At 60.9% G+C, this 22,317-nt stretch carries 18 protein-coding genes; 9 read left to right on the plus strand and 9 right to left on the minus strand.

The features are described from left to right. Positions 1-52 precede the first annotated feature (52 nt). From J7J50_RS02575 to J7J50_RS02615, 9 genes are all read left to right on the plus strand, one after another. Positions 53-1,630 carry a hypothetical protein gene (locus J7J50_RS02575; RefSeq protein WP_215055430.1) on the plus strand — a complete coding sequence of 526 codons (1,578 nt, stop codon included), beginning with the start codon at positions 53-55 and terminating at the stop codon, positions 1,628-1,630. Next, positions 1,630-2,565, plus strand: a complete 936-nt coding sequence (locus J7J50_RS02580; RefSeq protein ID WP_215055428.1) for a hypothetical protein — start codon at positions 1,630-1,632, stop codon at positions 2,563-2,565. The genes J7J50_RS02575 and J7J50_RS02580 overlap by 1 nt, the downstream gene beginning before the upstream one ends. A 228-nt stretch (positions 2,566-2,793) precedes the next feature. Then, positions 2,794-4,278, plus strand: coding sequence for a hypothetical protein (locus tag J7J50_RS02585; protein WP_215097448.1), 1,485 nt, complete (start codon positions 2,794-2,796; stop codon positions 4,276-4,278). Continuing rightward, the gene (locus J7J50_RS02590; protein WP_215055424.1) at positions 4,275-5,090 is read left to right on the plus strand and encodes a phage BR0599 family protein; all 816 of its coding nucleotides are present in this window, start codon (positions 4,275-4,277) and stop codon (positions 5,088-5,090) included. Before J7J50_RS02585 ends, J7J50_RS02590 begins: the two co-directional genes overlap by 4 nt. A 15-nt stretch (positions 5,091-5,105) precedes the next feature. Further along, positions 5,106-5,345: a hypothetical protein gene (locus J7J50_RS02595; protein ID WP_251044555.1), complete on the plus strand. Its 240-nt coding sequence runs from the start codon at positions 5,106-5,108 to the stop codon at positions 5,343-5,345. Beyond that, positions 5,342-5,935 (plus strand): hypothetical protein, encoded by a 594-nt coding sequence (locus J7J50_RS02600; protein WP_215055421.1) that lies wholly within the window; start codon positions 5,342-5,344, stop codon positions 5,933-5,935. Before J7J50_RS02595 ends, J7J50_RS02600 begins: the two co-directional genes overlap by 4 nt. Beyond that, entirely contained in the window at positions 5,932-6,153 is a 222-nt protein-coding gene (locus tag J7J50_RS02605) for a hypothetical protein (RefSeq protein ID WP_215055419.1), read from the plus strand. Before J7J50_RS02600 ends, J7J50_RS02605 begins: the two co-directional genes overlap by 4 nt. Beyond that, positions 6,140-8,353 carry a phage tail protein gene (locus J7J50_RS02610; RefSeq protein WP_215055417.1) on the plus strand — a complete coding sequence of 738 codons (2,214 nt, stop codon included), beginning with the start codon at positions 6,140-6,142 and terminating at the stop codon, positions 8,351-8,353. The genes J7J50_RS02605 and J7J50_RS02610 overlap by 14 nt, the downstream gene beginning before the upstream one ends. Positions 8,354-8,355: 2 nt before the next feature. Next, positions 8,356-8,796 (plus strand): hypothetical protein, encoded by a 441-nt coding sequence (locus tag J7J50_RS02615; RefSeq protein ID WP_215055415.1) that lies wholly within the window; start codon positions 8,356-8,358, stop codon positions 8,794-8,796. A gap of 1,457 nt (positions 8,797-10,253) precedes the next feature. Here J7J50_RS02615 and J7J50_RS02620 read toward each other — a convergent pair. The 9 genes from J7J50_RS02620 to J7J50_RS02665 all read right to left on the minus strand — a co-directional run bounded on the left by J7J50_RS02620 (position 10,254) and on the right by J7J50_RS02665 (position 22,293). After that, positions 10,254-11,219 (minus strand): RHS repeat-associated core domain-containing protein, encoded by a 966-nt coding sequence (locus tag J7J50_RS02620; protein WP_215055413.1) that lies wholly within the window; start codon positions 11,217-11,219, stop codon positions 10,254-10,256. 14 nt (positions 11,220-11,233) lie between these two features. Continuing rightward, positions 11,234-16,591: a hypothetical protein gene (locus tag J7J50_RS02625; RefSeq protein ID WP_215055411.1), complete on the minus strand. Its 5,358-nt coding sequence runs from the start codon at positions 16,589-16,591 to the stop codon at positions 11,234-11,236. 458 nt (positions 16,592-17,049) lie between these two features. Beyond that, entirely contained in the window at positions 17,050-17,382 is a 333-nt protein-coding gene (locus tag J7J50_RS02635) for a hypothetical protein (RefSeq protein WP_215055408.1), read from the minus strand. Further along, positions 17,376-18,029: a hypothetical protein gene (locus J7J50_RS02640; protein ID WP_215055406.1), complete on the minus strand. Its 654-nt coding sequence runs from the start codon at positions 18,027-18,029 to the stop codon at positions 17,376-17,378. Before J7J50_RS02640 ends, J7J50_RS02635 begins: the two co-directional genes overlap by 7 nt. Positions 18,030-18,092: 63 nt before the next feature. Further along, entirely contained in the window at positions 18,093-19,430 is a 1,338-nt protein-coding gene (locus tag J7J50_RS02645) for an XVIPCD domain-containing protein (protein ID WP_215055404.1), read from the minus strand. Positions 19,431-19,434: 4 nt separating this feature from the next. Next, the gene (locus J7J50_RS02650; protein ID WP_215055402.1) at positions 19,435-19,953 is read right to left on the minus strand and encodes a hypothetical protein; all 519 of its coding nucleotides are present in this window, start codon (positions 19,951-19,953) and stop codon (positions 19,435-19,437) included. A gap of 125 nt (positions 19,954-20,078) precedes the next feature. After that, the gene (locus tag J7J50_RS02655) at positions 20,079-20,597 is read right to left on the minus strand and encodes a hypothetical protein (protein WP_215055400.1); all 519 of its coding nucleotides are present in this window, start codon (positions 20,595-20,597) and stop codon (positions 20,079-20,081) included. 83 nt (positions 20,598-20,680) lie between these two features. Further along, positions 20,681-21,172: a DUF4189 domain-containing protein gene (locus tag J7J50_RS02660; protein ID WP_215055398.1), complete on the minus strand. Its 492-nt coding sequence runs from the start codon at positions 21,170-21,172 to the stop codon at positions 20,681-20,683. Further along, entirely contained in the window at positions 21,169-22,293 is a 1,125-nt protein-coding gene (locus J7J50_RS02665) for a type IV secretion system protein (RefSeq protein WP_215055396.1), read from the minus strand. Before J7J50_RS02665 ends, J7J50_RS02660 begins: the two co-directional genes overlap by 4 nt. Between the last annotated feature and the right edge of the window lie 24 nt (positions 22,294-22,317).

Consider the following 22,317-nt stretch of genomic DNA (forward strand, 5'->3'; position numbering starts at 1 on the left):
CCCACCGCTAAGCGCGTCCGGACCCTCGCCGGACGCGCTTTTTTTGTGCCCTATGACTCTACGAACTGGCGTTGCTACCGATTACTACGATTTTCTCAGTCAACTCGAAGGCGCTCTGTGTGGCGAAGGACATGCCTGGGGTCTGCTCACCTCAGGCGCCGGCAATGGCACCCTGACGGGCATCGACGGCGCGACCGGTGGTTACCGCGGTGGTATCGCATCCATCGCCGAAGCCTTCACGATCACGGCGCTGGATGCGAGTCGATTTCAGGTGATGGGTGCATCGGCCGGCGACCTCGGTGTCGCCACGGTCGACCAGCCCTTCGAACACGCACGGTTGCGTTTTCGGATCAACGCCGGCACCGCCGCGTTCGTCGCGGGCGATCGCTTCACCTTGAATACGACCCCGCCGTGGACGATGGTGCGCCGCTTCGGCGTGCGCAATCCGACGTTCCGCACCGGCAACTTCACCAATCTGGCGGCGCTCTTCGACAATAACGTCGATACGTGGGGCACACGTGCGGTCGCGGACCTGCCGGCGATCGCCGGTGCGGAGATGGTTGGGCCGGTGTCGGTCCGAGCCGTGACGTTGGGCATCGGCGACAGCGGTGCGCGCGGCCCGGCAGCGTTCGAGCTGCAACGATCAGACAGCGGCAGTGCCTGGGCGCCGGTGCAAGCCTGGACCGGCGTGACCTGGGCGAGCGCGCGGGCGCGGCGCACGTTCGCCGTGAGCGCCGCGCCGCCGACCGCCCGGTTCTGGCGGGTGGTGGTCACCGCAACGGCCGGTGCCGGCCCGCTGGAGGTCAACGACCTGTCGTTCCACACCGATCTCAACGCCGACTACGAACTGGAGGATCGTGCGCAGTGGATCGTGAAGGCGCCGGGACTCGACGGTACGAAGGCGATCTTCATTGGCGCAGAGCTGTACGAAGATCCGGCGCGTGCGGCGTACAGCCTCAATTGGTACGGCTTCCGTAATCACAATCCTTTGCTCGGGGTGCGCTCGCAGGTCAATAACAGCGGTCTTCGCAACCTTCCACTACGCAACGGCTCTTTTGCCTACTGGCTCGCGATCAACGGGCAGCGCGTGGTGATCGTCGCCCGCATCGGTACGGTCTATGTCAGCGCCTACCTGGGTTATGCCAATGCCTACGAACCGCCTTCGATTCATGAGTATCCCCTGGTGATCGGCGCCTGCGGCTCGGTCGAGGGCGGGACGCCCGATGCGACCGATGCCAACTTCCGCGGCTTCTTTGATCCGGGTCGCTATGGGCTAATGGCGAACTATCCCGACAACGTGTGGCGGCCGCACAGCAATCGCTACGCATCCAGCGCCAATGACTACGGCGACACTGAAATCAGCGGCAAGGTGTATCCAAGCGCGATGTCGGCTTCAGGCGACCGTTCCTATCTGCGCGACAACCTTGATCAGTCGTCGCCGCTGCTTCCGTTGATTTTGGGGAATATGAATCCCCGCCACCCGTGGGGCGAGTTCGACGGCTGCGCCTGGACCACGGGATTCTCGACCGCGTCCGAGTCGCGCATCGAACGTGACGGGGCGACGTGGCTGGCGTTCCAGAACACGTTTCGCATCTCACCCGACAACTTCTTCGCCTTGAGGATGGACTGATGGCGTATTCCACATCGTCGGCGAATGACCCCAACGAACTGCTCGACAAACTGCGGCTGTTCGCTCAGGGCGCCGGCTGGACGATCGATGGCCTGCGCGATCGCACCGCGGGCGCCGGCAAGGCCCTGAGCCTGCACGCCGGCACGCTTCACGCGACCTTCCTGTCGCAGCTGAGCGGCGGCGATGGCAACAATCCCCCGCCCCTGCTGGGCGCGTTTGGCCATACCGGCTACACGGCCAATGCCAATGCGGATCTCCAGAACGAAGCCAGCGCGGCGACCTGGACAAACTATGTGCAAGGGCCGTACAGCGCCGTCTATTTCTTCGGCCGCACCGCGCCGCAGCCGTACCTGCACATCGTTCTGGAAACCCAGGCCGGCACGTTCAAGCATTTCGGTACGGGGCGCTTGGTCACGGCCGGCGTGGTCAACACCGGCCAGTACGTCTACGGAAGTTCGTGGTACTACGCGGCCAATTACATCAACAGCGCGGACGCGCCGTACCACAGTGTTGGGTTCGATGAGGCGTACTACAACTACACCACGCCCGCGACGCGCGTTCGCGCCGATTTCGACGGCATTGCCCCGCGCTGGCATGCGACCAACGGCGATACGAACGATCCGCGACGGCTGACCTGCGGCTGGCGGTCCAAAGCCAGCCCGATCAACCTCCTCAAGGACGTCGGTCACAGCACTTTGACCGGTCGCGCGCCCGGGCAGCCGTTGTGGTGCGCGGTCCCGCGCGGCGCCGGCCTGTGGTCCGACGTCGGCCACCCGCCTGATCTGCGCTTCATCCGCTTGGACAGCTACGCGCCCGGTGAGGAGTTGCCGCTGGGCGGCGATCGCTGGAAGGTCTTCCCCGTCCACCGCAAGAACGGCCCGACCGGCACGCCTAATAGCGGGGTCTATGGGTATGCCTATCGCATCACTGAGTAAATAACGGACATGTGGAATGGCCTGTGGCCGCTGACCTTCAGCGGTCAGGCCGACTATTTCCAATCGCCTTCGGCTTGGGACGGACATCCTTCGGCTGCGCTCGGCAACGAGCCGAGCTTTGGGCGTCCTTCGTTCGATGTGCCGAACCATGTGATCGACCGTCGTGCGGGTGCACCGCAGCCGATGTTCGGCGACGACTTCTTCGACCGCATCCACGTCGAGCCGCAAGTGCTGAACCTGGGCAACGTCAGCAGCGTCCAGCAACGCGCCGTGCGCGTTTGGAATGCGTACCGCGCCCGCGCGCTGACCCTGACCGATGCTGCCTTGAGCGGCGGCGAAGGGATCGTGCTGACCGCACCCGGTGTACCGCCGCTGCCGTTCGCGCCGATGTCGGGACGGACATGGCAGGTCGCGGTCGGCACGGACGGTCCGCCGGTCATCGCCGCGACGCTGGCGTTTCGGTTCGACGGTTTCGCTGAGATCCCGGTGGTCATTACCGGCCAGCGCATCGTCGCTTGGGCGTTCGTGCCGGATTGGTCGCGCGGCGTGTTGGAACGGCTGGAATGGAAGACCGACATTCTGACGAGTCCTATTGCGGCCGAACAGCGCAGGGGCTTGCGGTCGGCGCCGCGTCGTTCATTCGAGGCCACGATGATTGTGGACGGGCGCGAACGCGTGCTGCTCGATCTGGCCGTGTTCGGCTGGGGCGGACGGACTTGGGCGTTGCCGATCTGGCCCGATGGGCAGTGGTTGGCGCAGGACCATGCGCTCGGCGTGCGGGTCATCGCCTGCGATCCGCTGCACCGCGATTTCCGCGTCGGTGGTCTGGTGCAGCTGCGCGGGCGTACCGCATTTGAGGTGGAGGTCGCCGAGGTCGAGGCAATCGGCGCGGCCACCCTTACGCTGCGCCATCCGACCACGCGCGCTTGGCTGCGCGGCAGCCGGCTGTATCCGGTGCGGACCGCGCGTTTGGCCGAGCCGCCCAGGGTCATCCGGCTGACCGATCAGGCCGCGTCGGTCAGCGCCCGTTTCGATGTGGTCGAAGCCTGCGACTGGCCGGGGATTGCCGAGCCGGCGATGTACCGCGGCCACCCGGTCTTGGAACAACGCCCTGACGAGTCCGAAAGGCTCAATGAGGGTTGGCAGCGCGCGTTGCTGAGCTTGGATAACGAGTTCGGCCGGCCGTGGGTGGTGGACCCCGCCGATTGGGCGGCGACGACCCAAGCGCACCGCTGGCGCATGCACGGCCGGGCCGAGCGCGCCGCCGTGCGGTCCTGGCTGTACACCCTGCGTGGCCGACAGCGCGCCGTGTGGCGGCCCCCCCACGCCGACGGCCTGACCTTGTTGACCACGGTCGCCGGCACCGCGACGGCGCTCGATGTGACCAACGTGGGCTTAAGCCGGTTTGCGGGCCTTCGGCCTGGACGGCGCGATGTGCGGATCGAACTGCGCGGCGGTGTCGCCTTACATCGCCGGATTACCGCGGCGGTGGCCTTGGACGACGACATCGAGCGGTTGACGCTCGATGCCGCACTCGGCCTGGACGTTCGCCCGCGCGACATCCGCCGCATCAGCTTCTTGGTGCTGAGCCGCGGCGACAGCGACGAAGCGGAAATAGAACACCACACCGACAGCGATGGTAGCGCCGACGCCGCCATCGTCCTGCGCGCCGTGCGCGATCCCGATATTGACGACATCCCCGCTCCGACATGAGCTACGAACAATTCGAACGATCGACTGCTGCGGGCAATCCGCAGCGGCTGTACGAGTTTGTGCGCGGCGCGCAGCGCTACCGCTACACCGGCGGCGACCGCGACCGCGTTCTCGACACCCAAACGTATCGCGCTGTAGCTGCGTCCGACGATGGCATCCGCCAGTCCGGCAGCGTCGCCAGCGACATGCTGACGATTGTCGTGCCGGGCGATCTGGACCTTGTGCGCCTGTATCGCGGACTGCCCCCGTCGAGCGAGATCGGCGTGGTCATTCGCGACCTGCATGGAGGCGATGACGACGCGAAGGTGGCATGGATGGGGCGTATCGCCGGCATCAATCGCACCGCGCCCGAGCGCGCCGAGATCCGCTGCCAGACGCTGGATGCCACGCTGTCCCAGCCGGGCCTGCGGTTGGCCTGGACGCGCGGCTGTCCGCACACCCTGTACGACCGCAACTGTCAGGCAAATCCGGAAGCGCATCGCGTGCCCGTATTGCTGACGACGGTCGCCGGGGTGGTGGTCACTGCGGGCGAGTTCGGCCACTACCCGGACGGCTGGTTCGCGGGTGGATTTCTGGCCTGGGACTTGGGCGAGGCGGGCATGGAGCGGCGCGGCATTCGCTCGCATCAGGGAGAGCGGCTGACGTTGCTTGGCGCGGGCGATGGCTTGCGCGTCGGTCAGGCCGTTGTCGCGTATCCCGGCTGCGGTCGAACCATCGCCATCTGCGACGCCAAGTTCAAGAACGCCCCGAACTACGGCGGCGCACCGGGACTGCCCGGCAAATCGCCGTTCGACGGCACCCCCATCTTCTAATACCCGGACACCCGCATGCATATTTGGGTCCAGCTCGCGATCATGGTCGTGAGCTATTTCTTGTCGAAAGCCTCACAGCCGAAACCGCCGCAGCCCACGCCCGCGGCCTTCGGCGATTTCCAGTTCCCGCAAAGCACCGAAGGCACCCCGCAGGCGGTGGTGTTCGGCGATGTGTGGACCGGCGACTGGATGGTGCTGGGTGTCGGTCAGTACCGCACCGTGCCGATCAAACAAAAGGGCGGTAAGGGCAAGTGAATATCGGCGATCAGTACGGTCGTTGGCAAATTGTGCGTGGACGCTTGGGTACTCATGTGCGGGCGCAATGTCAGTGCGGAACGGTCAAGGACGTTCAGGTCGGCCATCTGCAAAGCGGGCGTAGCCGATCGTGTGGATGCCTCCGCGCCGAACAGTTGAGCGCCCGTCGCCTTCGTCATGGTGCTTCGGGCACTCTGGAATACCGACTTTGGCGAAAGATGAAAGAACGGTGCTCGAATCCTAACGCGCCGGGCTATCGCAATTGGGGCGGTCGCGGCATCCGTGTGTGTGATCGTTGGCAAGCCAGCTTCGAAGCGTTCTTGCGCGATATGGGAATGTGTCCCTCGGGCTACTCGCTGGATCGTATCGACAACGAGCGCGGTTACGAGCCTGGAAATTGTCGCTGGGCGAGTCATCAGCAACAGTGCAACAACCAGCGACGCAATGTGCGCGTCACGCTGGATGGGAAGACGCAGACCATTGCCAGTTGGGCGCGGGAACTGTCCCTGCCCTATGCAACGCTCCATCGGCGCGTTTCGATTCGCCATGAATCTCCTGCGCGCGCGTTCCGCGAAGTAGGTGCACCGTGATCGTGACCTTGGATCATCTGCGGCGTGCGCCGGGATTTGGCGTGCGCGATGGGTTCTGCGCCCAAGGCGGTCGCGAGTGGTTCGCCTACTACGGTCTCGACTGGAATGCCTTCGTGCGCGACGGGATCGACGCCGAACTGCTCCAAGCGACCGGCGACGCCCTGGCGCTGCATGTCATCGCCTTCGCACGCGAGGAGGCGGCGCGTGGGCAGCAGTAAGAAGCAGACGGTCGGACATCGCTATCTGTTCGGTCTGCACATGGGCCTGTCGCGCGGTCCGCTCGATGAGATCGTCGAAATTAGGATCGGTGATCGCGAAGCCTGGAAAGGATCGATCACCAAGACCAGCCGCAACTTCATCAACAAGCCCGACCTGTTCGGTGGCGACAAGGGCGAGGGTGGGATCAAGGGTACGCTCGATGTCCTGATGGGCGATCTGAACCAGGCGGTGCTGCCGGTGCTGGCGGCGTTGCATGGCGCCATCGTCCCGGCCTTCCGCGGCGTGACCACGCAATACTTTGACGGGCAGATTACGGCGAACAACCCGTATCCGAAGCCTTGGAAGATGCGCGTGCGTCGCGCGCTGGCCGGATGGGACGGCGCATCGTGGTATCCGGAAAAAGCGGTGATCTGGCTCGGCAATGGCGCGGTGCGCGCGATGAATCCGGCGCACATCCTGGTCGAGTGCCTGACGAACCGCGATTGGGGTCGGGGGCTGGACCGGGGCCTGCTGGACGACGCCAGCTATCGCCGCGCCGCCGATGCGCTGTCGGCCGAGGGCTTTGGCCTGTGCCTGCGCTGGAACCGCCAATCTTCGATCGCCGAGTTCATGCAGGTCGTGATCGACCACATTGGCGCGGCGCAGTACGTTGACCGCTCGACCGGCCGGCTGACGTTGAAGCTGATTCGCGACGATTACCGGATCGAGGACTTGCCGCTGTTCGATTACAGCAACGGCCTGCTCGCTATTGAAGAAGACGAGGTTGCGGCGCCCGACGGCGCGGTCAATCAGGTCATCGTGACCTGGTACGACCCGGTCTCCGATGAAGAGCGCCAGGCACGCGTGCAGGATCTGGCCGGCATTCAAGCGACTGGCGGTGTCGCCTCCAGCACGGTCGAGTACAAGGGCCTGTCTACCGCTGATCTGGCCGCCCGTGTCGGCATGCGCGATCTGACCATTGCCTGTTCGGGGTTGAAACGGCTCAAGCTGAAATTTGACCGGCGCGGTGGCGTGCTGGCACCGGGCGGCGTATTCCGCATCCGCGATCCGCTGCGCGGCATCGAGAATCTGGTGCTGCGCGTCGGCACCTTTGATGATGGCAAGTTGACGGAAGGCACGATCACGGTCGCTGCGGTGCAGGACGTGTTCGGGTTGCCGGCGACGGTCTATCTGGAGCCGCAGCCGCCGGTCTGGACGCCGCCGGATCGTAATCCGCAGCCGTCACCGAATCGGCGGTTGATCGAAGCCAGTTACCGCGACTTGGCCACCTCGTTGAATGCCGCAGCGCTGGCGGCCCTGCCGGTAGACGCGGGTGTCGTGGCCAGCGTCGCAGAACAACCGACCGGCTTGGCCCTGAACTACGTGCTGACCACACGCGTCAGTAGCGGCGACTACACCGAGGCCGGCATCGGCGACTGGTGTCCGACCGCGGTACTGGGCGGCGCCTTGTCGGCGACGACCATTGCGCTGCAACTGACCGGCGGCCGAGGGCTGGATCAAGTCGCGGCGGGCACGGCTGCGCTGGTGGAGGACGAGATCGTGCGGGTGGTTGCAATTGATCCGCAGGCGCAGATCGCGACGATCGCCCGCGGCTGCGCGGACACGGTGCCGGTGCCGCACGCAGCGGGGGCGCGGGTTTGGTTCTTTGATGACTACGCCGCCGCCGATTCCACCGACTACAGCGTGGGAGAGACCGTGCAGGCCAAGCTGCTGACGCGGACATCGAGCGCGATGCTGGACCCTGCGCTGGCGCCAGTCGATGCGGTCAAACTGGCCCAACGACAAGCGCGGCCGTACCCGCCGGGTGATCTGAGGCTCAATGGGCAGCGCTACCCGGCATCGATCGAGGGCGACCTGGCCGTCGCCTGGGCGCACCGCGATCGACGCTTACAGGCCGATCAATTGGTCGACTATGGCCAAGGATCGATTGGCCCCGAGGCCGGTACGGCGTATGTGCTGCGACTGCTGGACGACATCGCCGGCAGCGTGCTGGAAACCCCGGCCGCCACGACGAGCACCGGATATGCCGCCGCGTTGAAAGGCGTCTACCGATTGCGAGCAGAGATTGGCTCGACCCGCGAGGGGCTGACGAGCTGGCAGAAGGCAACGCACACCTTCGACTTCAAGAACGGACTGCTTCGCACCGAGACCGGCGATGAGCTGGTGTCGGAAGCGGGCGACTATCTATTGATCGAGTAACCATGGCAAATCTGAAACTCTCGCAGCTGCCGGCGGCGACTGCGCTGACCGGCGATGAAATCATTCCGGTGGTCCAAGGCGGGCAAACTCGTCGCAGCACGGCGGCGGCTGTCACTGATCTGCGTAAGGGGACGTGGTTGTTGCCGACGCTCTATGTGCCATGGGCCAATTATGGAGATGCGTTCGCAAATGCCGCGTACCGCAAGGATGCCACACGCGTGCAGCTACGCGGGTTGGTCAAAGGCGGCGTCGGCAGCAGCGTGGTATTCACGTTGCCGGTTGGATTTAGACCACCAGCGCAACAAATCTATGTGGCCGTTTGCGATGCGCAGTCGCCCGCGCGAATCGACGTGCGAAGCAATGGTGATGTGGCTGTTGCGCAGCCCACTACAGGCACGATGGGGTGGCTTTCGCTCGATGCCGTCGTCTTCTATATAGATTAGGTTCGACGCGGGAAACGAAATGGAGGGCAGCGCCATCTATCCGTCAAAGATCCCCTTAATGCTTGTTACCGAAATCCCGTTTTGAGTAGCGCCATCACTAAAAAATCTTGCCACTTCATATCTTAAAAGCCGACGGGCGGCGTTGCCGCTCCTCGGCCTTGTATTCACTGCTTGTTGATAAAAGAACTACTCACAATCTTGTTAGCTTTCGGACATAAATCGTTTGATCGCCGCAACCGCCGGCCTCGATCTCACGGTCAAGGATCTTGTAGTAGATAGCGGTTGGGTCCCGCGGCCTCGCAACGGCTTCACCGACAAGAGCGACCTTCTTTCCGTCCCATCTTCGCGTATCTTCAAGAATCGATGGAGGAAGCGCCAAATCATGGCAAACGCCGTCCTTCCCCACTAACGAAGCACCCCCTCTCCCACCTGGGAATATGCTGAGGTGTCCTTCAAGTCGTTCACCACCTGCAAGCGCTGGATTTATGTTGGAACGCGAGTGCATCGAACAACTTGCGCAAAGCATCGCCACGGTCAGCAAACTTTTTGACTGCATGAAACGTTCCCTCCTCCGGCTGCTCCGTGCGTGTGTCGCTGACGATGCGTCCGCTCAGGGTGTTACGTAGCCAATCCGCCAGCGTAAGGGCCGGTGTCGCGGACGGCAGATCCACAGTAATGAACTGTGCTTTGGAGAATGGACCGCAGCCTGCTGCGTTACAGCCCCGAACGCGATAGCCATAGCGGCCATCACCGTGATTCCAAACCGTCTTGCCTAGCGCGGGCTCCTCATACAGCAACGACCAGGGGGGCGCCCTCGCGGCTTTCCTCGAGTTGGTAAGTCGTGGGAGTGCCGACGCTCACATTGGCCCATGTAACCGATTAAGAGCCGAATCAAGGCCTTTTTGCAGGGGTGGTTCGAGACGAAGTAAGGGCCTCAGTGCCGAGGCCCTTTAAGCGGCTCAACGCAACCTGATTACCAAGGGCCGGAATCCGTTGCCTTCAATCGCTAGCAAGAAGCCCGCGCGGTACGTGACTTTGCTAAAGCTAATTCATTTGTCATTTCATTGCGTCTTTCATAAGGCTAATTTTCACGCCATCGACTCTATCAACTCTTATTGCACTGGGTCGATTGGATCTGGATGTGCACTTCAATGTCCCGTGGAATGTTGCGTGAAAGGTCCGAGTCGTATAGTCCTGTGGCTTGGCTATGTAAGTAAACATTTTAGAGATGGATGCGTCCGAGGAGGCCGCGTCGAAATCCAACATAATTCCTTTGGTGGAGCCAACAGTATCGGAAATATAGGAGCCATGCCGGCTCGCGTTGAGGTACGCAACCACGCGCACCGGTCGTTCACTGCAACGAGTTGACGCGCGAATGTGCCGCACGGTCTCAGTATTATCCGACGCCACTGCGGCACAAGCGACTAGGCACGTTATCAAAACCACGTAATGCTTTCTCATCTACAGGCTCCTTCTCTAGATTCACACTGCCATATAGCCGTGGAAGCATCTGCTTGCCTTTCTATGGCGTTTGCATTTATTCCGTTCGCCCTGGTCCAAAGTCCTGCTGCCGAATCTCGCCCCAGTCCTTTGAACAGCATTGCCTCAGCTGCGGAGGCGCGCTTCTCCGACCAATTAACATTGATGATAGTGTACGCCATGCCAAATCTACGTTGATCGATACCGTGATTGCTTTCGTGAAGTATGGTAGCTGCGAGATCTGCGCGCTCCACTGCCGGATTTCCTTGGCCTACTTGTTTTGAAAAGCTCGGATTGACGGACAAAGTGGTTTTACCGCCGGAAGTTTTAGCGCTCCCAGGTGTGGGGTGGCTGGTGTCGATGTTCACGGTAACATTGTTATCTTCGCCGGCCTTTCCGAGGAATTTTAATGCTCGCGATAGGACGTTATACTGCGTACTTCCGGCCTTGTAGCTATTCCTTGCCGCGCGAATATCTTTGATGCCGCCTTCCACCATGCCCACTTGTGCGATACTGCATGGCGCGCCTGGTTTTCCGGAAGTGCAAACATATCGTCCGTCGGGATCTATAAATTTGTACGGATTGTTGTTTGCGTACCAATATCGATTGAAGTTTGCGCCCATCTTTACGTCAACCGTTACAGGGTCCACCGAAAGAAATTTTCCGATGCTCGAATCGAAATAGCGCTGTTGCATATAACTCAACCCGGTCGCCGCATCGCTGACGTGGCCGGTGTACCCTGGTCCGTCTTGTATCGTGCGATTGACTTGTAGGCCGTAAGGCTCGTACTCGCTGTGTTCGATGACTTGTTGATTGGCATCGGTTATCGCGACGGGGCTGCCGAGCGCGTCGGTGTGGATGTACTCCACCACCGTCTGCGCCGGAGCCGCGAAGGTGGCGACAGCGAGGAGCGCCGTCGCGAAGAGCTTGGATATCCATTTCATGTCGTGATCTCCAGTCAGTCCATTGGCACAGTGCGACGGGTAGCCGGATAGGCCGGCGTCGACCAGCCCGAGCACCCACCCGATCCGCACGCTCGAACCGCGTAGTTGAGCGCGCAATACTGTCCGCTGGACGCAGATGCGATCTGGTTGGCGGTGCCGCGATACAGCAGAGCCCCGGTGTCCGTCGATTGCAGTTCATACGCGGTGGTTTTAGCCGACGCGGTCCAACGCACCGTGCAGGTGTCGTTGACGATGCGTCCGCTCAAGGTGTTACGCAGCCAATCCGCCAGCGTAAGGGCCGGTATTGCGGGCGGCAGATCTACGGTAATGAACTGTGCGTTGGAGAATGGGCCGCAGCCTGCTGCGTTACAGCCGCGAGCGCGATAGCCATAGCGTCCGTCGCCGTGATTCCACACCGTCTTCCCTAACACGGGTTCCTCATACAACAACGACCAGGGTGCGCCTTCGCGGCTTTCCTCGAGTTGGTAAGTCGTGGGAGTGCCGACGCTTACATTGGTCCATGTGACGGGGAACGTGCCCGTGTTGCTGACTGAATCCACGGAGAGGGTGGGAGCAACATACGGCGGACCGAAGACCTGCACGTTCACTTGAGCAGAGGTGGCGCCACACCCCGCGGCATTGCAGGCACGGACCCGATAGCTGTAAGTACCGGTCGAGCCGCCGACGATTGCGCGGCTGGTCGCACCCGTGTCCTGAATGAGCGTCCAGCCACCGCCCAAGGCGTTCTGCTCCAACTGATAGCGGTCGGCGCTGCCGATCGCATTCCAGCTGACCGTGAAGCTGCCCGCCTCACTTCGCGCCGGCGCGCTGACGGTCGGTGCGGAAACCGGGGGATACAGCACAGTGACGGAACTGACGGCGGACGTGGGGCCGCAGCCTGTGGGGTTGCACGCCTTGATCCGGTAGGCGAACGTTCCTGACGGTTTGCCCGTGAAGGCTTGGCTCAGGCCGGTACTGTTGTACACAGTGACCCAGGCGCCGCTATTGGCGCTTTCTTCCAAGGTGTAGTCGATTGCGCCGCCGACAGTCGACCAGCTGGCGGTGTACTGACCGTTCAACGCCGTTCCTGGCGCGGTTAGCACGGGCGCAGTGGCCGGCGGGCGCTGAATCGCCACGGTGACTGCTGTGCTCCACCCACCGCAGCCGGCCGTATTGCAGGCGCGTGTGCGATAGCCGTAGCTGCCTTCGACCTTGCCTGGGATCACACGGCTACGCTCGCCGCCACTATAGAGCCCCAACCAAGCCCCTGCGTTGGCCTGCTCCTCTAGTTCATAACGGCCCGACGTGGTCACCGCCGTCCAACTGACGGTGTAACTAGTGTTCTGCGGCACAAAACTAAGGGCGCTCACGACCGGAACATCCGGAGCCGTCGGCGTGGTGGCCCGGGCGACCAGACTGCCATTCAAGTTAATGTAGGCGACATCCTTCTCTTTGCGGTAATCACGCTGGAACCGAAGGACGCCGTCCTGGCCGTACATCGAGACGATGTTGCCCAGGGTCGGGCTGGTCGCCAGCACCCGCCGGCCGTGGCCGTCGTAGCGATACGTCTCCTTACCCACGGCCTCACGCAGCCGATTACCAAAATCGAATTTGAACACTTGCTCGTTCTTATTCTGCACATTGCCTTGCACGTCATAGCCCAGAGCGATCATCGCTGCGCCCGCAGGCGTCCTAATCAGTTCAAGGCGATTCGCACTGTCGTAAAGATAGACGTGATTGCGCCCGGGCACCAAAGCGGTGCCGGCGACGCTGACGCTGCGCAGGTTGTCCAGCGCGTCGTAGGTGTAGCCGGCGGCACCGAACATGGTTGAAGCCACGCCGGTCAGACGATCCGCTCCGTCATAGCTCATCGTGCGGTTGCCACGTGCGCCTGGCACGCCGTCGCTGATCGCGGCCACGTTGCCGTTGGCATCGTAGTCGTAGCTATCATCGTGCACCGTAGCATTGCCGGCATCCCGGCTTCGTTCGGCCAGTCCGCGAGCGTTCTGCTGCAGGGTGTGGACGATACCGTTTCCGTAAGTGAACCGGGACATGCCACCGTTGGGGAAGTAGGTCACGCCGGTCGCATACGTGCCGGCCTGCCGCGGTTGTCCCAGCGCATTCGTGGCGTAAGGGACCGTCAGCCCGCCTGGGTAGGTGTGTGAGTCCAGGTTGCCCTCGTTGGTGTACGTCTGGCCGATCGTCCAGTCGACACCGTTCAACTGCAGGCGCTCGCGCGTCATAAGGCGTCGCTTGTTGTACTCGTAGGTATTGAATACCCAGTCGGTACCGCTGGCGTTGTAAGTAACGATCTGCTTGAGCTGGCCGTCTGGGTAGTAGTCCAACAACTGGTTGCCGCGCCCGTCCGGAAAACCTAAGGTCTTGACCCGGTTGCGACTGTCGTAGGTACGAACTGCAGCACGGCCGGACGCAAGCGCCTCGTCGCGGTTACAACTGGTGGGCGAGGAGGCGGATACGCCCGATGCGGACCATGCGGGGTTATTGGCACCGTCATAGTCAACGATGGTCGCGCCCGTCTCGGGCTCGATGGTTTTACACAGACGCTGCTTGTCGTCGTAGACATACTGGCGTATGGCTTGCACACTCCCATCTCCATTGCGGCGTTTGATCATCGTCAACGCGCCAAACAGGTCGCGATGCAACTCCGTCGCCATGCCTTCGGGATGATTAATGCCAACCGCCAACTCGTAGCTGGGCTGGTCGTACGCCATGAACAGGGCGACAGTCTGTTGCTGGCGCGGGTTAGTGATCCGTGTCATCAACTGCGGCAAATACTCGGTGCGGGTCGTCAACAGGCCCAGTTCGCTGTCTTGCTTGACCGCCGTCGTTCGACCCAGGGTGTCGTACTCGGTGTAGGTGCCCTGAGTCGGCGCCGTGGTCTGATTGCCGGGGTAGCTGGTGAACACGGGCCGGTTCTGGTCGTCATAACGCGTTGCGGTAGTGCGCAACGTACCCGCTAGATCCGCGCCGTCCCACTCGTGCGTCAAGACGGGACGCCATAGCGCATCAAGAAAGACATTCTTGGCCCGGTTCCCAGTGACCGTGCTCAACATCCAGTGTCCCGGAGCTAGGCCGTGCTCGGTGACGTCGCGGCGCGTGAAGCTGATGTTGGTGGCGTACCAAGCGTTGGAATCGCCGGTCGGATAGTTAATCCCTTTCAACCGCCCTGCCAAGTCGTAAGCATAGGACGTAGCGAATGCGTTCTCGTCGGTGACCGACATGATCCAGCCATTGTCATCCACGACCGCCGAGTCGCTGGCCTGATCGGGATATTGAATCGTCTGCGGCAGGCCCCGCTTCCAGTTGTTCAATGAAGTCGTGTTGTTGCGCCCATCAGTCACCGTCGCCAGGGTGCCGTCCGGATGATAGGTGTAGCTCTCGAGCAGCCGCCCGAAGCTGTATCTCGCACTGGGTTGTGCACTGCTGTTGAACTGGGTTTCTGAGGTCACACGTCCCGTGTCGGTATTGGTTTCATTTTTGACTTGGTCTAACACCCAGAGCGAGAGGTCGTCATGATATTCCGCGGTGTCGCTCCGGCCGCGATCGCTCAACGTCCCGGACGACCACTTGCTGACGTTGGTCGGACGCGCCAACGCATCGAACGCGTTCACGTTCCGATTGAACGTTGCATTGTCCTGACTAGTGACGGTCAACTTCACGGGCCGATTGGAGTTGGGCAGGCGATCCGCGAATTCGTCTCCGCTGGTGCCGACCCATGCCTGAAACGGTTGATTTGCCGCTTCGGACTCCGAGAGATAAGTGTTCTGGATGATCTTGTAGGTTAGACCGGCCTTGCGGGTCACGATGCTGAACAATTGTCCCTCATTGATGTCCCGGTCACGACCAAACGTGTGGACGTTCTGCGTGCCATCAGGTTCGGTCACCGTGACCGTCTTATAGTTCGGCGCCGGCGGCGCGTACTTGGCATTCCAGCCTGCGCCGATGTCCCAACGCGACTCGTCCTGGGTCTGATAACCCTCGCCGAGCCCTTCGTACGCATAGGTGTAGACCTGCTCGGGAACGTTGGGGCCGGCGATATGTTTCTCGATCAACGACCACGTGTCGTGATGGGTCGAATAACGATTGCGCTGGCTGTTTCCCTCATCGAAACCTGTCTCGCACTCATAGGGAACACTGGTCCGGCCATGGCGCATGGACTTGAAGACGTATTCCGCGGTCGCACCGGAGGGGTGGGTGATGCGGGCCTTGGAGATGGTGTCCTTGAGCACTGCGCCCGGGGAGCAGGGGACGTTCTTCTTGGGATAGGTTTGATTGGTGTCCGGATTCAGCAGATACTCCGCCACATCGAGACGGAACGTGTTGAACTGAAAAGGCCCTTCGTACTTCCACTCCGTGCCGTCTGGGTTGACGACATTGCCGCCATTGCCGGCCGTGTAGGGAAACGACCAAGTCCGTCCGTTGGCGGTCGCAGTCCGGATGGCGGTTTGGAAATTTCCCGTGAACAAATACGGCACGGCGTCTGAATACGTCATCGTGATCTCGCGGCCGTCATTGGAGTAGATACGTTTGGGATGGTCATACTCCCAGTCGTACTTGACCCAATTACCGAAGCGGTCCTCGATCTTGGTTACGTATAGCTTGAGCTTGTATCGATGTAGCAAAGCGTTCGCAACGGTGTAGCCCCATGGGTGAGTGATCGACGAATAGCGCCGATACACCAACCAGTCGAAGGTGTACTTGGTGCCGTCTGGCGCATAACCAATCAGGCCCTTGCCGGGACCGTTTTGCACGCTGGGCAGTTCGGAGAAGTACCAGCCGTCCTTCGTGGTGAAGGTGTAGGTCACCGAGTTGTTGGGCTTGACTCGTTTGGGATCGTTGGTGATCTGCAGTAGATCGCCGCCACCACCGCCGTTGATCGCGAGTCGGTTACCGCTCCAAAACATTGATCGATCGAATTCGATGTTGTAACCATTGTCGACGTTCGGCGGAATAGGCACCCAGCCCTTGGCCTCGGCGCTCTTGCTGTGGTGCACGGCGTTGACATTTGGGATGTCCATATCCCATGAACCATTCAACGCGCCGCCGGTAATATCGTGCGGGTCCAGGAAGATTCCCAGCGATACAGGCAATCCGCTATTGCCCGGCAGCGAGATCAGGTCATGGCTAAACCGCACGGTGCCATTAAACAGATTGACCTTGTCACCAAAGGCTTCGTCGCCTAAAGGAGAAACGTTCTCGGTCGAGCGCACGCGCTTGGCGTACTCATTGGGCCAGTCCGTGCCCTGGGCGTGGGCATTGCCCAGCGAGAAAGCTAATCCAAAGAGCGCGGCCCAAGGCAGCCCGAGTCGCCATGTCCTGCCGCGGCTCCACCTAAATAACTGAGTTTTCATACCGTTCGTCCGTGTAAGTCAGCCGTTGCGGCTGAAACTGATGCCTCGGCAGTCGTTGCCCGTCCCGCCAACCAAGCATTGCTGCAACTATTATGCGACGCAAGTCACTCAACAGATGAGACTGCATTAAATAAATCGGTCCAGGGGGAGGGCGACGCCGAGCCGATGCCCCGACCCGCCGGCCCCCATTGGCCGGCGGGTTCCTGCCTCCACCGCCGTTAGCGCTCAACCGGCCGGGGGCGGGCGCGGTGAGCAACGTTCTTTCCTCGCTTCGCACGACACGGAGTCTCCGCTTGCCGGGGGTTATCCAGAAGCTCTGAGCGAAGAATCAGTACGTCGCGAGGGGCGGTGATTCCGAAACGAACATCGCCGTTGCGCACTCGGAACACGCGGACTTCGATGTCCTCCCCAATCTTGATGGCCTCGCACGGTCTGCGGGAGAAAATCAGCATCCGCGGTCAACCCGGCCACACGCATGGGAAGTACATGCCGTACTGATCACAGGCTTCACGCAGTTCCCAACTCGGTTGTGGATCTTGGAGCAGCGCCTCCAGATCCGATGGCGTCATGAAGCGCATGATGCATTCGCGACGCCCGTGAACTCCGACGACCCAAACCTCCGTCGTCACCGAATGATCGAGGTGGTGGCGACGCGCACGCGCGGTTGCCGCGCCGATGCACGCGTCGCGCCCCGCAAACGGAACGTGGTCGTCTTCGCCATTGATCGAAACGCGCCAGTTCAGCGATCCTCGGCAGACCGCATCGAAATGGACCGCATTGGTACTTACCATCCCTCGTACTCCTCGAGGACACCAATCTTTCGGACAAACCCTTCGCCCACCCACTGCGGGTGGTAACTTCGCCCCGACATCTGATCCGGATGCAGAAACAGTCCGCGGGCTTGTCGCTCGTCGGCGAGAGCGTGCGCTGGGAACACCGCCCAGAAGGTCGGGTCCATAATTTCGTGACTGGGAAGCGTCAGCCAGGCGTGCAGGTTGATGCGCGAGCCCGGCGCAATCCCGGTGCGCAGCATCTGTTCCAGCCCCTCGATGGGGGTGTGGCAGAGCCGATGTCCATCCAAGCACACGTAGCCCAAGGTGTAGGCCACGCGGACACGCAGCTGCGCCTCCAACAATCCGCGCACCATAGCGATCAATCCGAAGCGCTGAGCAGCGATAACGTCTTCGCGCAGGTCGCCCAGCCCGTAGTCCAGTAGGCGCTGGGTTGATGCGATGGTTTCGCCGGAAGCGTATCGGAAGGAAATTGGCTCAAAGCGCGGCGGCTGTAGCCCCCACTGAATGCTGCGTGCGTAAGCAGCCATGAGCTTGCACTCATAGTTGGCCGCCGCGCGGGCGGCGGGAGCGTCGTACCTAAAAAAACGGCGTAGCCAATTCGGCAGCTTCCAATGCATATACGCCGGGTTCGGAAGTTGGGACACAAAGCGCTCCTGGCCGCCCCTTACGGGGCGGTGCGGCTGAGGTCGGGTTGAAGGAAAAGTCGCTTAGACGGTGCGAGCCGATTGGTTTCGGGTCTGCTCTTGGCTTTGCTGATCCTGCGTCAGCGACAGCTGCTGATTGACGGCAGCCAGCTGCTGGAAGGATTTCTCGACGGGGATCAGGGCCGCGACCTCGGTGTTGACCTGGGCCCGCTTATGCGCAGGATCAGCCAGCTCGCCCTGCACGGCGAAAAGGTCCGTGCCGGCCGGTGTGCTGCGGCCTGCGACGACATGGTTGATCTGCTCCAGCCCTGCTTGCCGCGAGTTCACCAATAGCGCCGCTGCCGTGCGCTCGGCGGTCTCGTTGAGCGGAAGCCCTTGTTGGGCGAACTCTCGTTCGATACCGGCGTGGAGGGTGCTATGCATCGAGTGGTTCGGATGATCTGGGTTGCGCGGATCGATTGCGCGCTGCTCCGACGCAGGCAGCGCGCCGTGCGCGTCCTTGAAAGGGCTCTCCGGACGCTTCTCGGGAAGGTGTCGCCCGATCTCTTCGGCGATACCCATCGGTCCACGGAGGACGGCAGCGCCAATGGAAGCTCCTTCGCGCATTGCCCAGACATCGCCACGGAATTTGTCGATCATCGCTTCGAAACGGTGAGCGTTGATGCGCGTTTCAGGATCGCGAAGAACTGATGTGTCCCTCGCGCCATCCGAGCCCACATCTCGGAAATTATGAAGACTGTGTGAAAGTGCGCCTGATGCAAGAGCCACCGGCAGGTTTCGCTGATCGGTAAGGCGCGTATCATTGTTGGCGTAGCCTGCCACCGACAGCGTGGAGACATCATGTCGATTGGCGTATACCCGCACCTCGCCGAAGTGATGGCTGCCGGAGCTCACGAAGTCAGCGGCCATGACGTGGTTGACAACCTGGCGCCCGCCTTCGGGTATGCGCATGTTGAGATCGGCCGCGCCGTAGGCGTTGAAGGTTTCACCTTGGAGTCCGAGCTTGGCCGCAGTGATCTGGGCCAAGCATCCGCCTAGTGAATGGCCGGTTACAGTTACTGGAACGCCCTGTTGGCGCCCCAGCTCCATGGCTTTCTTGGTGAAGGCGATTGCGTCCGTAGTTTGCGCGTTAGCGCGCTGCGCAACCATTCCTCCGTCAGCGCTCGCGACATCTTGGACGAACTGGCGGGTAAACTCCGTGCCTCTATGCGCTACTACAATCTCCCTAGTTCCTTCACGTTGGAGGATGAGGCCTTGGTAGCCAGAACGAGCGTCGGCCTCCGCCAAGACGGTGTACTTGATCCCGTCGATTTCCTTGACGCGCTTACCATCGCTGCCTGGTTTGGGAGGGTCGTAGGCGGCTTCGCTGAGTTCGGCGTAATGAGCGCTACTGATCGTCATGGCCTCAATCCTTGGCAGTTGCAGTTAACGTGATAGTGAAAGAGTTAGCAGGGTCAAATCGGCCAACGGATCGCAAGACATCCTCGGTCAGGCCGGACTCGCTTGTGGGATACATGGTGGAGTCAAGTCGCTTTGGAGGATCGAAATAGGGTTTCCGGGGGAGGTAGAGGACAACCGGCTTCCCGCTTTTCAACTCGGCTTCATTCAAGGACGCTCCGAATCCTAGAAAGTCAGGGTTGGCCGATCTTGCTATCGTGATTCCTGCACTTTGAACGAGCCAAGTGCAAGTTCCCTTCCCGAAGTAATCCTTGGAAACCATTCCATCTAAATACACGTCGAACGTGTACTCAGAGGGAGATACCACGTTGACCTTCGACTTGGTGCTTGCAGTATCCGGGGTGGGGAAGACTCCCGTAAACGGCTCGGCATCTGGCATGCATCCTTTTGTCGGGCCGACTTCATATGTGACGCTTGCAGAAATAACGCTAAACGCCCCGGGCGCTCCGTTGATCTTCGCACTCACGACGTATCTTTGTCGTGGGTCTCCGTTGATTTCGTACTTTGGTTCCCGGACGGCATTGGAGCAGCTACTTAGCAGCGCAGCTATCGCGGCAACCAAGATGGCCAAGTGTGGGTTAGGCTTCATCATCAAAGCTCGATTTTTCGGATTGGCGGCACGCTGCGTAGTTCTTGAATTTCAGATCGCAGTGCCTTATGGGAGTGCAGAAAAGCAAGTGAGTAAGCGGCAGACATTCCAATAAGGACGGAGTAGGCTGCCAGAGTTATCGGAAACAAGTACTTCACATTCAGAACCATCGCCCACACCAGCTGAAGTCCGAAAATAACCCACGCCATGACCGGGCCGAGCACTAACCCTCTGGCGCGCCGCCTAACAGGGGCTACAGCCGGAACATTGTTGCTCTGCCATCTGCCGGCCAGATGCTGATAGAGCGAAATAGTCAGGGTGGTTCGCAACCAAGCGAACCACGCATGGCAGCACGCCGAACCGATAGCGAGAGTCCAGGCGATGGATGAAAGGACATCTGCTTGCAACCTCATAGCCAGCGCAGTGACCCCGAGCGAAACGAACATCGAAGTCGGCGCAATTACGGCGACCGTATCGGCCAACTTCGCGTGGCCGAACGTCATTCCCTTGTAGTTCGTCACGGTGTTGAGTCTCTCAAGAAGGTTCTGGTAGCAAGGGCAATGTCCATTGCTGTAGTCGGTAACTAGTTGTAAGGAAAATATAGTCAGCGAATGCGGACAGGAAGGCTGCATGCCTTGTAGTAGATATGGCAGTCAGTGTCGCCTCTCCTCTCGCATGCCTCCATCCCGATCTGCGTCGCCCGTTCGATCGATGGCGCCCGAGAATTGTTTATCGCCGTGCTTCCCTGAATCGTTACGACGCACTGGTTAGTGTACGCAAGCTCAACTTTGCAGTTGACTCCACCACGAGAGGCGCACTCGGCGACTGCATCCTTTTGCGCCGTTCGTTTGTTCTCACGATTTGCTACTGCACCGAGCACTCCGCTGTTTTTGTCTTGCGCAATTGCTCCCCAACGTGACGCCCACTTGGGGCCGGTCGGCGTGGCTTGCCCACCTGAGCTTGGAATTGGTCCGCAGGACTGCGTGTTGGTGCCTTGATAGGGGATCATTCCAGGCGGGCAGCCGCCTTCCGCGTGCGCAGCGCCATCGGCGACAAGGAGGATTCCGGCGATTACTATGACGGCCTTGATATTCATTTCTTCTTGATCTCGTTCGGGTCGGGCGTTTCGGATGATGTCCCAGCGGTATATCGAGACCCTGAATCGTAGCTTCTGCCTGTGGCCTGCGGGCTCTGGGAGGACGATTCGCTTCTTGTCGTCGGCGGGCTGTAGGAACCGGGCGGTTGGCCCTGTGGTCCTGGCTGACTCTGATTACCGCTGCCGAACGCGGAGAAGTGCATGAAGTTTCCGACCTGCCCTTGGAAAAAGTGCGCGGCGACGGGGGGCACGGAAATGATAAGCATTGTAAGTATCAGGCCCATACCGCCCTGCTCCATGGCTTGACCGGAAATGCCTCCAGCGCTCGCACCTGAGATGTTGGTCAACTTTATGAGCCATGTGGCAGCCGAGATCCGTACCATCAGGTCGAGAATCAGACCTGAAATGAAGCTCAACATCCCCATCGTAAAAAGTGCGCCAAGGCCGTACTGAAGCCAGCGGTGGAACATGGCCTTGGTCGCATCGAACGCCAAGGCGAAGATGAACAATGGTCCGAAGCCCACCCACATTGCGACAACGATCTTCATTAGAAGAAGCATGACACCCGCCGCAATGGCCGGGCCGGCGGTTCCCAGCCCTGCGAGGAGCTTCGCTGTGCGCTTTTCCTCAAGTAGCTCCGGGTTTCCATCGAGTACCTGAACTCCATCGATCGCCGTCATGGCAATCTGCAAGTAGGCCAAGTTCTGGTCGATGGCATCGGCTGTGGTTTGGCCCTTGTTCCCAGTGACGAGTTCATGGACGGCCTCGTCCATGTCGTGTGTCAGGAACGTGTGCAGCTTGATACCGCCAACTCCCATTGATGGCGCGATACCGACGCATAGTGCGATCTTTAAGCCATCGACCACCAGCTTCATGAGCGGGTCGCGCAGCTGTCCGGTCAGGATTCGATAGCCCTGGACGAGTACCCATAACGTCACGACAGAGATGCCGACGCCGGCAACGAACTTCATCATGCGGCCCATAAGCGCCAAGCCGAAGTCGCCGATCCGCGAGGTCAGGTACGTGTTGATGAGGCGAAAGCCCATGTAGTCCCCAATCCCCGTACCGGCGGAAGGGGAAAGCCAATCCATTAAATTGGAAGTGATGCTTAACAGATCCATTGCGTGTCTACCGAGCAGGGAGGG

This window comes from Lysobacter sp. ISL-50, assembly GCF_018612875.1.
GTDB lineage: Bacteria > Pseudomonadota > Gammaproteobacteria > Xanthomonadales > Xanthomonadaceae > Lysobacter.

What these genes read in the sequence shown, in the direction of transcription:
- J7J50_RS02575 (WP_215055430.1), top strand. Translation starts at nt 53, where the DNA reads ATGACTCTACGAACTGGCGTTGCTACCGATTACTACGATTTTCTCAGT.
- J7J50_RS02580 (WP_215055428.1), top strand. Translation starts at nt 1,630, where the DNA reads ATGGCGTATTCCACATCGTCGGCGAATGACCCCAACGAACTGCTCGAC.
- J7J50_RS02590 (WP_215055424.1), top strand. Translation starts at nt 4,275, where the DNA reads ATGAGCTACGAACAATTCGAACGATCGACTGCTGCGGGCAATCCGCAG.
- J7J50_RS02595 (WP_251044555.1), top strand. Translation starts at nt 5,106, where the DNA reads ATGCATATTTGGGTCCAGCTCGCGATCATGGTCGTGAGCTATTTCTTG.
- J7J50_RS02615 (WP_215055415.1), top strand. Translation starts at nt 8,356, where the DNA reads ATGGCAAATCTGAAACTCTCGCAGCTGCCGGCGGCGACTGCGCTGACC.
- J7J50_RS02620 (WP_215055413.1), bottom strand. Translation starts at nt 11,219, where the DNA reads ATGAAATGGATATCCAAGCTCTTCGCGACGGCGCTCCTCGCTGTCGCC.
- J7J50_RS02625 (WP_215055411.1), bottom strand. Translation starts at nt 16,591, where the DNA reads ATGAAAACTCAGTTATTTAGGTGGAGCCGCGGCAGGACATGGCGACTC.
- J7J50_RS02635 (WP_215055408.1), bottom strand. Translation starts at nt 17,382, where the DNA reads ATGGTAAGTACCAATGCGGTCCATTTCGATGCGGTCTGCCGAGGATCG.
- J7J50_RS02645 (WP_215055404.1), bottom strand. Translation starts at nt 19,430, where the DNA reads ATGACGATCAGTAGCGCTCATTACGCCGAACTCAGCGAAGCCGCCTAC.
- J7J50_RS02660 (WP_215055398.1), bottom strand. Translation starts at nt 21,172, where the DNA reads ATGAATATCAAGGCCGTCATAGTAATCGCCGGAATCCTCCTTGTCGCC.
- J7J50_RS02665 (WP_215055396.1), bottom strand. Translation starts at nt 22,293, where the DNA reads ATGGATCTGTTAAGCATCACTTCCAATTTAATGGATTGGCTTTCCCCT.